Genomic DNA, 14,304 nt, shown 5'->3' on the forward strand with positions numbered 1-14,304 from the left:
GCGACCGATCCCACAGCGCCGATCCCGCGGCACTCCGGCACGCTACTGCACTCGTTCCCAGCCGCGCGGCGGCCGGTGCGCCCCGAGCGACACGTCCCGACTGCGATACACCAGATAGGGCCGCGTCAGATAGCCGACGGGCGCCGAGAACACGTGGACGAGCCGGCTGAACGGCCAGAACGCGAACAACGCACAGGCCGAGAGGGCGTGCAGCTGGAAGCCCAGCGGCGCCGCGGCCATCAGTTCGGGGTGCGGATCGAGGTAGAACAGCGACCGGAACCACGGCGAGACGTCGGTGCGGTAGTTGTGCGGATCGCCGGTCGCATTGCCGTAGACGGTGGCGGCGAGCCCGAGCACCAGAGTCAGGCCCAGCAGCACGTACATGATCTTGTCGTTGCGGGTGGTCGCGGAGAACACCGAACCGACGGTGCGGCGACGGTAGATCAGGATGGCCAGCCCGGCCACGGTCGCGATGCCGGCGACGGAGCCGAGGCTGAACGACACGATGTGATAGGCGTTTTCGCCGATACCGACCGCCTCGGTCCACGACTGCGGGATCACCAGACCCAGGACGTGACCGAGAAAGACGAACACGATGCCGTAGTGGAACAGCGGGCTGCCCAGCCGCAGCAGCCGGTTCTCGTACAGCTGCGAGGAGCGGGTGGTCCAGCCGAATTTGTCGTAGCGGTAGCGCCAGATCAGCCCCACCACGCAGATCGCCAGCGCCGCGTACGGCACCGCCACCCACAGCAGCACATCGGTCGCGCTCACGGTCATCGGCGGCCTCCGATCGGCGTCGGCATGTAGGTGGGCGGTGCGAACGGTTCGGTGCCGACCTCCTCACCGGGCGGGCCGGCGGCGATGAGCCGGGCGACGACCTCGCTGTCGCTGCCACGCAGCGGCGGCAGGGTGGCCGAGACCGAATCCAGGACCCCGGCCCAGGGGGATCCGTACTCGCGCAGGGCTGCTCGCATCACCTCCACACCGGCGCGATGGTCGGTGAGTACCCGCAGGCCGGCTTCCGGTTCGGTGGCGGCGAATTCGAGTACGACCGCCAGATGGTCGGGAAGTTCCGCGTCGTCGAGTTGCCACCCGGCGCGGCGGTAGAGCTGCTTGAGGCGCAGCAACGCCATCCCCCGTTTACGGGTGTCGCCGTGGGAGAAATAGGTGAGATAGGGACTGAACCGTTTGCGGTGGTCGAAGGTGTCGACGTATTCGCCGCCCAGCAACATCGGCGGAGTACTCGCGAGGTGGGACAGCAGCGGACGCACGGGTGCGCCGACTGCCACCGGCAGCGCCGCCGTGGCCCGGGTGAGCAGCGGCAGCGAATCCAGCAGCGCCGCATCGGGATAGCCGAGCAGCAGCGATTGGATCTGCCACGCCGCGCAGCGTGTCGTCGTGCGGGTCATGTGCGGTGCCTCCCGCCTCGGCGCCGCGGTAACAGGCCTTCCGGCCGCCCGCGTCCGTCCCAGTTGAGCAGGTTGACCCGGGTCGGTTCGGAGGTGGGCGCGTCGGCGGTCTGGCGGTCCTGCAACATGCGGAAGTTCTCCACCGCAACGGGTGTCGGGCCGCCGGAGCTCTCGCCGAAGGGACCCCAGCCGCCCATTCCCGGGCCGCCGTCGCGGTCCAGATCGCATTCGGTGGCCAGTTCCTCGAGGCCGTGTGCCTGTTCGGCATGCGCCGTGGGAATGACGTAGCGCTGCTCGTATTTCGCGAGCGCCAGCAGCCGATACATGTCGTAGAGCTGTTCCTCGGACATGTCGACGGCGGCGGCGATCTCCGGGCGCGGCGGACGGCCGAGGTTGATATCGCGCATATAGCTGCGCATCGCGGCCATGCGCCGCAGGACCGCCTCGACCGGCGCGGTGTCGCCCGCGGTGAACAGCTGCGCCAGATAGTCGACCGGGATGCGCAAGGCCTCGATCGCCGCGAAGAGGTTGCCGTGGTCCTCGGCGTCGTGGCCGGTATCGCGCAGCGCGTCCACCACCGGCGACAGCGGCGGGATGTACCAGACCATCGGCACCGTGCGGTATTCCGGATGCAGCGGCAGCGCGACCCGATAGGCGCGGATCAGCGCATACACCGGGGAACGTTGCGCGGCCTGCACCCAGTCGCGCGGAATTCCGGCGCGTTCACATGCCGCGATCACCTGCGGATCGAACGGATCGAGAAAGGCGTCGCGTTGTGCGGCGTACAGGTCGCGTTCGTCGGGGGTGGCCGCGATATCGGTGACGGTATCGGCGTCGTAGAGCAGCACGCCGATATAGCGCAGCCGCCCCACACAGGTTTCCGCGCACACCGTCGGCAGGCCGACCTCGAGCCGCGGGAAACAGAAGGTGCACTTCTCCGCCTTGCCGGTGCGGTGGTTGAAATACACCTTCTTGTACGGGCATCCCGACACGCACATGCGCCAGCCGCGGCAGCGGTCCTGATCGACCAGCACGATGCCGTCCTCGGCGCGCTTGTAGATCGCCCCCGACGGACAGGCCGCCATACAAGCCGGGTTGAGGCAGTGTTCGCAGATGCGCGGCAGATAGAACATGAAGGTCTGCTCGAACTCGAATCTGACCTTGTCGCCGACCTTTTCCAGCAGCGGGTCGGCCGCCGCGAGTTCGGGGGCGCCGGCCAGATTGTCGTCCCAGTTGGCCGACCAGGTGATGGCGGTATCGCGGCCGGTGATCAGCGAACGCGGCCGCGCCACCGGCGGATGGCGTTGCAACGGAGCGGTGGTCAGCGTGTCGTAGTCGTAGGTCCACGGCTCGTAGTAGTCGGACAGTTCGGGCAGGGTCGGATTGTCGAAGATCGTGAACAGTGTCCGCATGCGGCCGCCGCGCCGCAGCCGCAACCGGCCCTTGCGGTCGAGAACCCAGCCTCCCTTCCAGCGGCTCTGATTCTCGTAGGCGCGCGGATACCCCTGTCCCGGGCGGGTTTCCACGTTGTTGAACCAGACGTATTCGACTCCGGCACGGTTGGTCCAGGTTTGTTTGCAGGTCACCGAGCAGGTGTGGCAGCCGATGCATTTGTCGAGATTCATCACCATCGCCAGTTGCGCCATGGGCCTCATCGGTAGGTCACCTCCTGGCCGCGGCGGCGGATCACGGTCACCTCGTCGCGTTGATTGCCGGTCGGGCCGAGATAGTTGAACGCGAAGGACAATTGCGCATAGCCGCCGATGAGATGGGTGGGCTTGATCAGCAGCCGGGTGAGCGAATTGTGGATGCCGCCACGCTTGCCGGAAGTTTCGGCCAGCGGTACATCGATCAATCGGTCCTGCGCGTGATGCATGTAGACCGTGCCTTCCGGCATGCGATGCGAGACGACGGCGCGGGCCACCACGACGCCGTTGCGGTTGACCGCCTCGATCCATTCGTTGTCGCGCACACCGAGTTTCGCCGCGTCGCGATCGGAGATCCAGATCGTCGGACCGCCGCGCGACAGGCTCAGCATCAACAGGTTGTCCTGATATTCGGAGTGAATGGACCACTTCGAATGGGGAGTCAGATAACGCAGCGACAATCCGCGCTCTCCCTGCTCCCCCAGTCCGGGTTCATCGAACAGGGCCGACATGTCCAGCGGCGGCCGGAAGACCGGCATTTGCTCGCCGACCTCGGCCATCCAGTCGTGATCGAGATAGAAATGCTGGCGTCCGGTGAGGGTGTGCCACGGTTTCGCGCGTTCGACATTGACGGTGAACGGCGAATATCGCCGCCCGCCGCTTTCGGATCCCGACCATTCCGGTGAGGTGATCACCGGCACCGGCGCGACCTGGGTGTCGGCGAAGGTGATGCGCTTGCCCGCGTGTTCGGCGGCCAGATCGGCCAGCGGGGTCCCGGTGCGCTGCTCGAGGGTGTGAAAGCCCTGCACCGCGAGCCGTCCGTTGGTGGTGCCGGACAACGCCAGGATCGCCTCGCAGGCGTCGATATCGCGTTCGAGGCTGGGGCGCCCGGCGGCCGGTCCGCCGCGCACGATGCCGTTGCGCGCCGCCAGGTCCGACACCTCCTGGCCCACGTCGAAGGTGACGCCTTTGGTGGCCGCGCCGAGCCGGTCGACCAGCGGCCCCAGCGCGCCCATTTTCGCGCGCACCGCCCCGTAGTCGCGTTCGACGACGGTCAGTCGCGGCATCGTCAGACCCGGAACGGGTTGGCACGCACCGGTTTTCCAGTCCCGCACCGCACCGCGCGGGGTGGCGAGTTCGTCGGGGGTGTCGTGCAGCAGGGGTGTCGCGACGATATCGGTGCGCACCCCGAGGTGGCGCCGCGCCAGGCGGCTGAATTCGGCGCCGATGCTCAGGAAGGCGTCCCAGTCGGTGCGGGTCTGCCACGGCGGTGCGATCGCCGGGCTGAACGAATGCACGAACGGGTGCATATCGGTGGAGGACAGATCGTATTTCTCGTACCAGGTCGCGGCCGGCAGCACCACATCGGAGTACATGGTGGTGCTGGTCATCCGGAAATCAAGGGTCAGCAGCAGATCCAGTTTCCCGGCCGGTGCCTGCTCGTGCCACACCACGTCGCGCGGGCGCGCCTCCGGCGGGGCTTGCGCGGCGCGCAGCGAGGCGTCCGCACCGAGCAGATGACGCAGAAAATATTCGTTGCCCTTGGCGGAGGAGCCGAGCAGATTGGATCGCCAGATCGACAGCACGCGCGGGAAGTTCGCCGGAGCGTCGGGATCCTCGCAGGCGAATCGCAGTTTGCCCGAGGTCAATTGGTCGACGATATGGTCCGCGGGTGCGCGGCCCGCTCGTTCGGCCTCGTCGGCCAGATCGAGGGGGTTGCGGTCGAAGGTCGGATAGGACGGTGTCCAGCCCATGCGGGCCGCCTGCGCGATGAGGTCGGCGGTGCTACGCCCGGACAGATCGCCCGGACCGGTGGTCGTGGTGAGGGTGTCGGCGGCGAACGGGTCGTAGCGGAACTGATCGGTGTGCAGGTACCAGTAGACGGTCTGGTTCATGTGCCGCGGCGGGCGAGTCCAGTCGGTCGCGTTGGCCACCGTCGCCCAGCCCGTGACGGGCCGGCACTTCTCCTGGCCCACGTAGTGCGCCCAGCCGCCCCCGTTGCGCCCCTGGCAGCCGGTCAGTGTGGTGAGCGCCAGGAAGGTGCGATACATGGTGTCGGAGTGGAACCAGTGGTTGGTGCCGGCGCCGAGGATGATCATCGAACGGCCCTGGGTCTGTTCGGCATTCGCGGCGAATTCGCGGCCGATGCGAGCCGCGGCGTCGGCCGGCACCCCGGTGATCGTCTCCTGCCACGCCGGTGTTCCGGGATGGGCGGCGTCGTCGTAGCCGGTGGGCCACTCCCCGGGCAGGCCCTCGCGCCGCACGCCGTAGCGGGCCAGCATCAGATCGAACACCGTGGTGACGAGATGGCCGCCGACCGCGCGCACCGGAACGCCTCGTCGCACGACGGCGGCGGCGCCGTCGGCGGTGTCGAAGCGAGGCAGTTCCACCACCACCGCCCTGTCGCCGGCGGCCGACAGCGCCGGCTCCACACCGCCCAACTCCAGATTCCAGCGTCCGGCACCTTCGGCGCCGTAGCGGAATCCGAGAGATCCGTTGGGCACCACCGGATTTCCCTGCCGGTCCAGCAGGACGGTCTTGAATTCGGCGTGTTCGGTGCGGGCGAAGTCGTCGAGATCGGCGGCGGTGAGGAATTTGCCGGGGCGGTGCACGCCGTCGCGTTCCTCCAGTCGCACCAGGAACGGCAGATCGGTGAACCGGCGCACGTAGTCCTCGAAATACGGCACCTGCCGGTCGACGAAGAACTCCCGCAGGATCACATGGCCCATCGCCATGGCCAGCGCGGCGTCGGTGCCCGGATGCGGGGCGAGCCATTCGTCGGCGAATTTGACGTTGTCGGCGTAGTCGGGCGCGATCGCGATCACCTTCTGGCCGCGATAGCGCGCCTCGGTCATCCAGTGCGCATCCGGGGTGCGGGTCACCGGGACGTTCGAACCCCACATCATGAGGTAGCCCGCGTCCCACCAGTCTCCGGACTCGGGCACATCGGTCTGGTCGCCGAAGACCTGCGGGGAGGCGACGGGCAGATCGGCGTAGAAGTCGTAGAACGACAGCATCGACCCGCCGATCAGCGAGATGAACCGCGAACCGGCCGCGAACGACACCATCGACATCGCGGGAATCGGCGAAAATCCCGCGACCCGGTCGGGTCCGAAGCTTTTGATGGTGTGCACATGGGCGGCGGCCACCAACTCGACCGCCTCCTCCCAGCCGGCGCGGACCAGTCCGCCGCGACCGCGGGCGCTCTTGTAGCGCCGCGCCGCCTCCGGGTCGGAGACGATCGATTCCCAGGCGGTGACCGGATCGCCGGTGCGCGCCTTGGCTTCTCGATACATTTCGAGCAGCACACCGCGGATGTACGGGTAGCGGATGCGGGTGGGTGAATAGGTGTACCAGGAGAACGCCGCACCGCGCGGGCAGCCGCGGGGCTCGTACTCGGGGCGGTCGGGACCGACGGACGGATAGTCGGTGGCCTGGGTTTCCCAGGTGATGATGCCGTCCTTGACATACACCTTCCACGAACAGGATCCGGTGCAGTTGACGCCGTGCGTGGAGCGCACCACCTTGTCGTGGGCCCAGCGTTCGCGATAGAACTCGTCGGCCTGGCGGCCGCCGCGCACGTATTCGGTACGCAGATCCGCGGAGACGGTGGCGCGGGTGAAGAACCGCCTACTGCGAATCAGCGCCGCCGTCACTTCGGAATCCAGGGCCGCGCCGTCCCCGCGTGCGGTACGTGCCATCTGCCCGCCTCTCGCCCGGATCGCGGCGTCCCGCGCGATCGCCTCACCCCGTCACACGAACACTGGCACCGTAATCGCGAATCATTGGCAATCGTCGTATTTCGGCGACAACGGATACGGAGTCGAAATCGGTGACGAGCAGCGATCACCCAGCATGCCGCGCCATCGCGCACCCGGGCGCGGGACGTTTCGGCGCGGAGTCCACAATCGGCAGTGGACCGCACTCGCCGACAGAGAGGTGATCGCTCGTGAAGGTATTCCAGATCGGCGCGGCGGGCGGCGTGGGCCGCCGCCTCGCGCAACGGCTCGCGGACCGCGGTGACCAGGTCACCGGTATGCATCGCAATCCCGAACAGGGGCCGAGACCGTCGCGGCGACCGGGGCGACGCCGGTGACCGGCGATCTGATCCACGACACGGTGGAGGAATTGGCGGCCGAGATCGCCGGGCACGACGCGGTGGTGTTCTCCGCGGGCTCGCACGGCACCGGCCCCGACAAGACCACCGCCATCGACGGCGCCGGACTGGAGAAGGCCGCCGCGGCCGCCGCGCAGGCGGGCGTATCGCGCTTCGTGCTGGTGTCGGTATTCCCCGATGCCGGGCGCGACCGCGAAACCTCGGAAGGGTTCGAGCACTACATGCGGGTGAAGAAGTCCGCGGACGTCCATCTGACCCACACCGCGCTGGACTGGCTCATCGTGCGTCCGGGAACGCTGCTCGACGATCCGGGGTCCGGCACCGTCACCGCCGGCCTGGCCATCGAATACGGTTCGGTCTCCCGCGACGACGTCGCCGCCTTCATCGACGCGGCTCTGCACGAGCCGGCACTGAACCGGGTCATCGTCGAGCTCACCGGCGGCAGCACTCCTGTCGCCGACGCGGTGGCCGAATTGGTGGCCGCGACCACCCCGCGCAAAACCATGTGACAGCCGACGCCGCCCGGCCTAGCGTTCTCGGGCATGTCGAGGATCGCGCCCGAGGTCACCGCCGGGGACCGGCTGGGTTCGGGCACGGGGTGCGCGGTGGTGTCGGCGGTGTCGTTCGCACTCTCGGGCCCCTTGGCGCGCGGCCTGATGAACGCCGGCTGGAGTTCCGCGGCGGTGGTGATCGTGCGCGTCCTGGTCGGCGCCGCGGCACTCGTACCGATCGCGGCCGTCGAACTGCGCAACAACTGGAAGTCGGTGCGCGGCAACGCGGCTCTGATCCTCGGCTACGGGCTGGTGGCGATCGCCGGAGTGCAGCTGGCGTATTTCACCGCCGTATCGCGTCTGGCGGTGGGGATGGCGTTGCTGATCCAGTACACCTCGCCGATCGCGGTGGTCGGTTGGTTGTGGCTGCGTCGCCGGCAACGTCCGGCCGGGCCGACGGTGGCCGGGGCTTTCCTCGGCCTCACCGGGTTGTTCTTCGTGATCGATCTGCGGTCGGGCGCGGCCACCGACTGGATCGGCATCTGCTGGGCGCTGCTGGCCATGGCCTGCGGGGTGGTGTACTTCCTGCTCTCGGCGCACGGCCACGGCACCTTGCCGGGAACCGTCCTGGCCACCGGTGGGCTGCTCGTCGGCGGACTCGGACTGCTCGCCGCCGGAGCGACGGGCGTCCTTCCGCTGCGAGCCACCGCGAATCCCGTTGTGTATCAGGGTGTCACGATGCCGTGGTGGCTGCCGATCGCGATCCTCGGCACCGTGACCGCTGCCCTCGCCTACGTCGCCGGCATCGCCGCCACCCGCCTGCTCGGCTCCCGGGCGGCGGCGTTCACGGGGCTGCTCGAAGTGGTGGCGGCCCTGATCGTCGCGTGGGCACTGCTCGGTGAGGCCCCGCACCCCGCCCAGTTGCTCGGCGGCGTGCTGGTCCTCACCGGCGTGCTCATCGTGCGCCGCGGCGAGGCGGCCGTATCTACACCGATCAGTCGGTAAGCCGCTGCTCGGCGTAGACAGCCATGGCGTCGCGCTGGTATTCGGCCAATCCGGACGCGATCCGCTCGTAGTTCGCCTTGAACCGTTCGTCGTCGACATACATCTGGCCGAGGCAGGTGTACGCGCTCCGGTTCGGGGTCCAGAAACGGCGGATCCCCTCGTACTGAGCGTGGATTTCGGCCTGTATCGCCGCATCCTCGACCGGTGTTCCGGCGGCCATGAATTCGGCCATCCGGATCATCGCGGCGGTCAGTTCCCGCTGCATGCGCTCGACGTCCTCGGCGGTCATATCGGCGGTCGCCTGCCGCGACTGCTCGAACTGTTCGGGCCAGCGCTCCCTGGCCTCGTCGTCGTACTGCGTGTGATCGAAGCCCGCGAACAGATTTTCCGGGCGGTTGATCTGCACTGACATCTCCTTGTTCCCTTCGAGTTCGGCGATGGTGCGCGCCACGGTCTCGGCCATCCGTCCCAGCCGGTCGCGTTCGGCGAGCAGCCGGGCGTACTGGCGTTTGAGCGCCGCCAGCGTGTCCGGTTCGGAGTCGACCGCCTCGGCGATCTCGGCGAGACCGAGCCCCAGCTCGCACAGCACGAGGATTTGCTGCAGCCGCAACAGACTCTGCTCGTCGTAGTAGCGATAGCCGTTGCTGCCCACATGAGCCGGGGTGAGCAGACCGATGTCGTCGTAGTGGCGCAAGGTGCGGGCGGTGACTCCCGACATCTTCGCCACCTCCGCGATCGACCAGCTCATGGTGCTTCCCATCTGTCCTGAGGCCGGTCGCTCCGGCCTCGTCTTCGACGGTAGAAGTTGCCGTAACGTGAAGGTCAAGCCGAAAATTCGGCGGCCGGGCGCAGCCCGAGCAGGGTTTCGGCGATCTGCCGCATCTCGGCGAGATACCGGGCGCGTTCGGGCGCCGGATCGGCCCGGCGGGCGAGCATGCCGCTGGTCAGCGCATAGCCGACTGTTTCGGCGACCACGCGAACCGGCGCCGCGGGGGTGACGGTCCCGGCACGGTGTTCCCGGTCCAGGTAGCGGGCGAAGCGGCGGATCGGACGTTCGGAGATTTCGGCGGCCAGCTCGCCGATCTCGGGGTCGACGGCGCCGCGCTCTTCGATCAACCGCAGCAGCGGGCCGGCGTGCAGGACCGCCTCGGCGAACGATTCTATGGTGGCGCGCAACATCTCTCGCGGATCGGAATCGGCCAGTTCGGGTTCCTGGGCGGCGAGGAATTCGTCGCGAACCCGGGTGGCGAGCGCGTGGAAGATCTCGTCCTTCGAGGCGAAGTAGACATACAGCGTCGCGCGGGAGACACCGGCCCGGGCGGTGATCGCGGCCACCGTCGTCGCCGCGTAGCCGCGTTCGATGAAAACGTCGGCCGCGGCATCGAGCAGGGCCCGATGCCGGTCGGTATCCGAGCGCTCCCGGGCCGCTCGCACACTCCACGACGAGGTCATACCGTCCAGCATATTGACGTTGACGTCAATGTCAATCAGACTGGCGGCATGCAGGTGGTGGTGGCGAACCGAGGTGAAGTGGCGGTCCGTGTGTTGCGTACAGCGCGAGAGCGCGGCTACGGCACGTGGGCGTTGTCGACGGCGGACGAGCCGGACGCGATGCCGGTGTGGCTGGCCGACGAGGCGGTCCGGTTGCCGGGCTCGGGCGCCGCGGCCTACCTCGACATCGACGCCGTCGTCGCGGCCGCCGGCAGTGCGGGGCCGGGCGCGCTGGTACATCCGGGCTACGGATTCCTCAGCGAGAGCGCCGATTTCGCCGCCGCATGCGCGGCAGCGGGACTGGTGTTCGCCGGGCCGGCTCCGGAGGTGCTGCGGACCTTCGGCGACAAGGTGGCGGCCCGGCGTGCCGCGGAACAGGCCGGTGTCGCAGTGCTGCCCGCGACCGCCGGCGCCGCCGGACCCGAGCAGATCGAGGCCCTGCTCCTCGCTCACCCCGAGGGTGTGATGATCAAGGCGACGGCCGGTGGCGGCGGACGCGGGATGCGCGTGGTGCGCCGTCGCGAGGAACTGGCGCAGGCCTACGCACACTGCCGCGCCGAGGCTCGCGCGGGTTTCGGTGACGACACCGTCTACGCCGAGGCGTTGGTCGAACACGCCCGCCACATCGAGGTGCAGATCGTCGCCGACGGTTCGCGCGGGGTCGCGGTCGGCGATCGCGATTGCAGCGTGCAGCGGCGCCGCCAGAAATTGATCGAGATCGCGCCCGCGCCCTCGCTCGCGCCGGATATGCGCGAGCGCCTGCATGCCGAGGCGGTACGGCTGGCCGAGACGGTCGGTTGTCGTGGCGTGATCACGGTCGAATTCCTGGTGCGCGGCGACACCGCGTGGTTCCTCGAGGTCAATCCGCGGCTGCAGGTCGAGCACACCGTCACCGAGGAGGTGACGGGCCTGGATCTGGTGGCCGTACAGTTCGACCTCGCTCAGGGCCACACACTGGACGATCTCGCGCTGTCGCACGCCTCCCGCGGATATGCGGTGCAGGTGCGTGTCAATGCCGAAATTCTCAGCGCGACAGGCGATGTGCTGCCCAGCACCGGCGTGCTCACCCGGTTCACTCCCCCGACCGGATCCGGTGTGCGCGTCGACACCGCCGCCTACAGCGGGATGCGTCAGGGCGCCGGCTTCGATTCACTGCTGGCCAAGATCATCGCCCGCGGACCGACCTGTCCGGCGGCGCTGCGGCGCGCCGCCGACGCGCTGGCCGAAACCACGATCGACGGCGTCGACACTACGGTCGCCCTGCAGCGCGCCATCCTCGACGCCTTGCCCGGCGACACCACGGTCGACACGCTGTGGTTCGAACGCCACAGCGCCGAATTGGCGCGCCGGGCCGAGGAATCGGCTCCCCCGCCGACACCGCCCGCGGCCGGTGCCCCGGCCCCGGCGGAGCAGTTCGACGACGGCGAGCAAGTCTTGCGCTCACCCCTGGGTGGCACGGTGATCAGCGTGGTCGAACCGGGCACGGTGGTGGCCGCGGGCGCCGAGGTCGCCGTCGTGGAGGCGATGAAGATGCATCACGTGGTCCGCGCCGGACAGTCGTTGCGAGTGGTGCGGGTGCTGGCCGAACCCGCGACGGTGGTGGATCCGCATGCGGCACTGCTGGTGTGGGACGACGCGGACCACGACGGCGAACACGCCGACCTCACCGCCGTGGACCTCGACGCCGAACGCGAGGATCTCGCGGAGGTGCGGGCCCGCCACCGTGCCGGACTCGACGACGCACGCCCGGAGGCGGTGGCCAAGCGACACCGGCTGGGGCGTCGCACCGCCCGCGAGAACATCGCCGATCTGGTCGACGACGACAGTTTCGTCGAATACGGGGCGCTGGCGGTGGCGGCGCAGCGTTCCCGGCGCAGTATCGAGGATCTCATCGCGAATACGCCGGCCGACGGGCTCGTCGCGGGCGTGGCGACCGTCAACGCCGGACGATTCGGTCACGACCGCGCCCGGGCGGTGGTGATGTCCTACGACTACACGGTGCTGGCCGGTACCCAGGGCATGCGCAATCACGCCAAGACCGACCGCATGCTGGAACTGGCCCGCGAACAACGACTTCCGGTGGTGTTTTTCACCGAGGGCGGCGGCGGACGGCCCGGCGACACCGATCACTCGGGTATCTCGGGCCTGGACGTGACGACTTTCCGTGCGATGGCCGCCCTCTCGGGCACGGTCCCGCTGATCGGCATCGTGTCCGGGCGCTGCTTCGCCGGAAATGCCGCGCTGCTCGGCATGTGCGATGTCGTCATCGCCACGCCGGACGCCAATATCGGCATGGGCGGGCCCGCGATGATCGAAGGCGGTGGCCTGGGGGTCTACGCACCGGAAGAGATCGGGCCCGTGCGGGTGCAGCGCCGCAACGGTGTGGTGCACATCGTCGCGGGCGACGAGGCCGAGGCGGTGGCGATCGCGCGTGACTACCTCGGATATTTCCAAGGGGCCCTCGACACGTGGGAGGAGCCGGACCCGCGGCTGGCCCGCCATGTGGTGCCGCAGGACCGGCTGCGCGCCTACGACATCCGCGCGGCCGTCGCCGCGGTCGCCGACACCGGTTCGGTCTTGGAATTACGCCGCGATTGGGGCGCGGGCGTGGTCACCGCGCTGATCCGCGTGGAGGGCAGGGCTTTCGGGCTCATCGCCAACGACTGCCATCACCTGGGCGGCGCCATCGACGCCCCGGCGGCCGACAAGCTCAGCGCCTTCCTGCGACTGTGCGACGCACACGGACTGCCCATCGTATCGCTGTGTGACACACCGGGTTTCATGGTCGGGCCGGAGGCCGAAACCCATGCCACCGTCACGAAGTTCAGCCGCCTGTTCATCGACGCGGCCGCCATGTCGGTGCCGTGGGGCACCGTCATTCTGCGCAAGGGCTACGGATTGGGTGCGCAGGCGATGGCGGCCGGATCGTTTCGCGCCCCGCGGTTCGTCATCGCGTGGCCCACCGGGGAAATCGGCGGAATGGGTCTGGAGGGAGCCGTACGGCTGGGGTTCGCGAAGGAACTCGCGGCGATCGAGGATCCGGTGCAGCGGGCCACCGCATTCGACAATCTGGTCGGCGCCGCCTACGAGAGCGGGAAGGCACTCACCGCCGCGACGGTGCTCGAACTCGACGACGTCATCGATCCGGCGCAGACGCGCCGCTGGATCGGCACCCTGCGCTGACGCGCGGGTGCCGATCCTGTTGCGGCTCAGGCGGATTTGCGGGCCAGTCCGGCGACGATCAGTTGCTCCCACACGCTGAGTTCGCGGCCACTGCCGGAATCCTCGGCGGCCGAGCGCGGCCACCAGCGCGCGCACGGCTGCAGGCCCGGATCGATCAGTTCCAGCTCGCCGAACAGCGCCTCGATCTCGTCGTCGTTGCGCCAGCGACCGCGCCCGAAGGCGTCGAGCACCTTCCGCTCGGTGGTGTTGGTCTCGCGGTTGTGCCCGGAGCGGAAATGGGAGATGTAGACCTGACTGCCGGCCGGAACACGGGCGGCCCAGTCGCCGACCACACCGGCGGGATTCTCGTTGTCCTCCACGAAAGCCAGCACGACCCCGAACAGCAGGCCCACCGGTTCGTCGAAGTTGATCAGCCGCTGGACATCGGCATGGTCGGCGATGTCGGAGACCTGGCACAGGTCGCGACCCAGCACCGCGATCCGATCGTCGACCGACAGCAGCGCGCGGCCGTGGGCGACGACGAAGGGATCGTTGTCGACGTAGACGATCGGCGCGTCGGGATGCTGGCGGCGCACCACGTCGTGCACGTTCTCGGTGGTGGGCAGTCCGCATCCCAGATCGATGTATTGGCGAATTCCATTGGCGCACATGCTGCGTACGGCGCGCAGCGTGGCCGCGCGAGCGGTGATCGCGACCTGTTCGGAACCGGGCAGGAAGTCGATGAAGTAGTCCGCGAGGTTCTGGTCGACTCCGTAGTTGTCCCGTCCGCCGAGGATGTAGTCGTATACCCGTGCCACGCTCGGCCTTGCTTGCCGCGCTCGCATGGCGTCGTCGTTCACTTGTCACCTCTCGATTCCCACGACGTCCGTCGCAGCCGTGGCTGATTAGTTGTCGAGCATAGCGGTCGGCCCCCACCGAAGCCGACGATCGACTCGGTCTCGGCGTGGTTTCCAAGCCTGTCG

At 68.6% G+C, this 14,304-nt stretch carries 11 protein-coding genes; 4 read left to right on the forward strand and 7 right to left on the reverse strand.

Going from position 1 to position 14,304, the window contains the following annotated elements; all coding sequences use genetic code 11:
* Nucleotides 1-42: 42 nt before the first annotated feature.
* Genes narI through A5789_RS15660 form a run of 4 tightly spaced genes read right to left on the reverse strand, consistent with a single transcriptional unit; the run spans nucleotide 43 to nucleotide 6,756 of the window.
* Nucleotides 43-777 carry a respiratory nitrate reductase subunit gamma gene (gene narI, locus A5789_RS15645; protein WP_064907036.1) on the reverse strand — a complete coding sequence of 245 codons (735 nt, stop codon included), beginning with the start codon at nucleotides 775-777 and terminating at the stop codon, nucleotides 43-45.
* Nucleotides 774-1,409, reverse strand: a complete 636-nt coding sequence (gene narJ / locus A5789_RS15650) for a nitrate reductase molybdenum cofactor assembly chaperone (RefSeq protein ID WP_064907035.1) — start codon at nucleotides 1,407-1,409, stop codon at nucleotides 774-776. Before narJ ends, narI begins: the two co-directional genes overlap by 4 nt.
* Nucleotides 1,406-3,064 carry a nitrate reductase subunit beta gene (gene narH, locus A5789_RS15655; RefSeq protein WP_064907034.1) on the reverse strand — a complete coding sequence of 553 codons (1,659 nt, stop codon included), beginning with the start codon at nucleotides 3,062-3,064 and terminating at the stop codon, nucleotides 1,406-1,408. The genes narJ and narH overlap by 4 nt, the downstream gene beginning before the upstream one ends.
* The gene (locus A5789_RS15660; protein ID WP_193615507.1) at nucleotides 3,061-6,756 is read right to left on the reverse strand and encodes a nitrate reductase subunit alpha; all 3,696 of its coding nucleotides are present in this window, start codon (nucleotides 6,754-6,756) and stop codon (nucleotides 3,061-3,063) included. Before A5789_RS15660 ends, narH begins: the two co-directional genes overlap by 4 nt.
* Nucleotides 6,757-7,004: 248 nt before the next feature.
* Between A5789_RS15660 and A5789_RS37865 the strand changes: the two genes are divergently transcribed.
* The 3 genes from A5789_RS37865 to A5789_RS15670 are packed head-to-tail and all read left to right on the forward strand — an operon-like array spanning nucleotide 7,005 to nucleotide 8,668.
* The gene (locus tag A5789_RS37865; protein WP_227462852.1) at nucleotides 7,005-7,151 is read left to right on the forward strand and encodes an SDR family oxidoreductase; all 147 of its coding nucleotides are present in this window, start codon (nucleotides 7,005-7,007) and stop codon (nucleotides 7,149-7,151) included.
* Entirely contained in the window at nucleotides 7,148-7,681 is a 534-nt protein-coding gene (locus tag A5789_RS15665; RefSeq protein ID WP_227462851.1) for an NAD(P)H-binding protein, read from the forward strand. Before A5789_RS37865 ends, A5789_RS15665 begins: the two co-directional genes overlap by 4 nt.
* 33 nt (nucleotides 7,682-7,714) lie before the next feature.
* Nucleotides 7,715-8,668 carry a DMT family transporter gene (locus A5789_RS15670; protein ID WP_063019002.1) on the forward strand — a complete coding sequence of 318 codons (954 nt, stop codon included), beginning with the start codon at nucleotides 7,715-7,717 and terminating at the stop codon, nucleotides 8,666-8,668.
* On the opposite strand, the gene A5789_RS15675 is transcribed toward A5789_RS15670, so the two are convergent.
* Nucleotides 8,658-9,416, reverse strand: a complete 759-nt coding sequence (locus A5789_RS15675; RefSeq protein WP_064907074.1) for a MerR family transcriptional regulator — start codon at nucleotides 9,414-9,416, stop codon at nucleotides 8,658-8,660. The two genes, A5789_RS15670 and A5789_RS15675, sit on opposite strands and share 11 nt — an antisense overlap.
* A gap of 74 nt (nucleotides 9,417-9,490) precedes the next feature.
* Nucleotides 9,491-10,120, reverse strand: a complete 630-nt coding sequence (locus tag A5789_RS15680) for a TetR/AcrR family transcriptional regulator (protein ID WP_063910942.1) — start codon at nucleotides 10,118-10,120, stop codon at nucleotides 9,491-9,493.
* 48 nt (nucleotides 10,121-10,168) lie between these two features.
* Between A5789_RS15680 and A5789_RS15685 the strand changes: the two genes are divergently transcribed.
* Nucleotides 10,169-13,342 (forward strand): carboxyl transferase domain-containing protein, encoded by a 3,174-nt coding sequence (locus tag A5789_RS15685; protein ID WP_064907033.1) that lies wholly within the window; start codon nucleotides 10,169-10,171, stop codon nucleotides 13,340-13,342.
* Between the two features lie 26 nt (nucleotides 13,343-13,368).
* On the opposite strand, the gene A5789_RS15690 is transcribed toward A5789_RS15685, so the two are convergent.
* Nucleotides 13,369-14,181 carry an SAM-dependent methyltransferase gene (locus A5789_RS15690; RefSeq protein WP_197516615.1) on the reverse strand — a complete coding sequence of 271 codons (813 nt, stop codon included), beginning with the start codon at nucleotides 14,179-14,181 and terminating at the stop codon, nucleotides 13,369-13,371.
* Nucleotides 14,182-14,304: the final 123 nt, after the last annotated feature.

Source organism: Nocardia sp. 852002-51101_SCH5132738 (genome assembly GCF_001665695.1).
Classification (GTDB): Bacteria; Actinomycetota; Actinomycetes; order Mycobacteriales; family Mycobacteriaceae; genus Nocardia; species Nocardia nova.

Coding starts and splice junctions, on each gene's coding strand:
- A5789_RS15670 (WP_063019002.1), top strand. CDS start 7,715: ATGTCGAGGATCGCGCCCGAGGTCACCGCCGGGGACCGGCTGGGTTCG.
- narJ (WP_064907035.1), bottom strand. CDS start 1,409: ATGACCCGCACGACGACACGCTGCGCGGCGTGGCAGATCCAATCGCTG.
- A5789_RS15675 (WP_064907074.1), bottom strand. CDS start 9,416: ATGAGCTGGTCGATCGCGGAGGTGGCGAAGATGTCGGGAGTCACCGCC.
- A5789_RS15685 (WP_064907033.1), top strand. CDS start 10,169: ATGCAGGTGGTGGTGGCGAACCGAGGTGAAGTGGCGGTCCGTGTGTTG.
- narH (WP_064907034.1), bottom strand. CDS start 3,064: ATGAGGCCCATGGCGCAACTGGCGATGGTGATGAATCTCGACAAATGC.
- A5789_RS15660 (WP_193615507.1), bottom strand. CDS start 6,756: ATGGCACGTACCGCACGCGGGGACGGCGCGGCCCTGGATTCCGAAGTG.
- narI (WP_064907036.1), bottom strand. CDS start 777: ATGACCGTGAGCGCGACCGATGTGCTGCTGTGGGTGGCGGTGCCGTAC.
- A5789_RS15680 (WP_063910942.1), bottom strand. CDS start 10,120: ATGACCTCGTCGTGGAGTGTGCGAGCGGCCCGGGAGCGCTCGGATACC.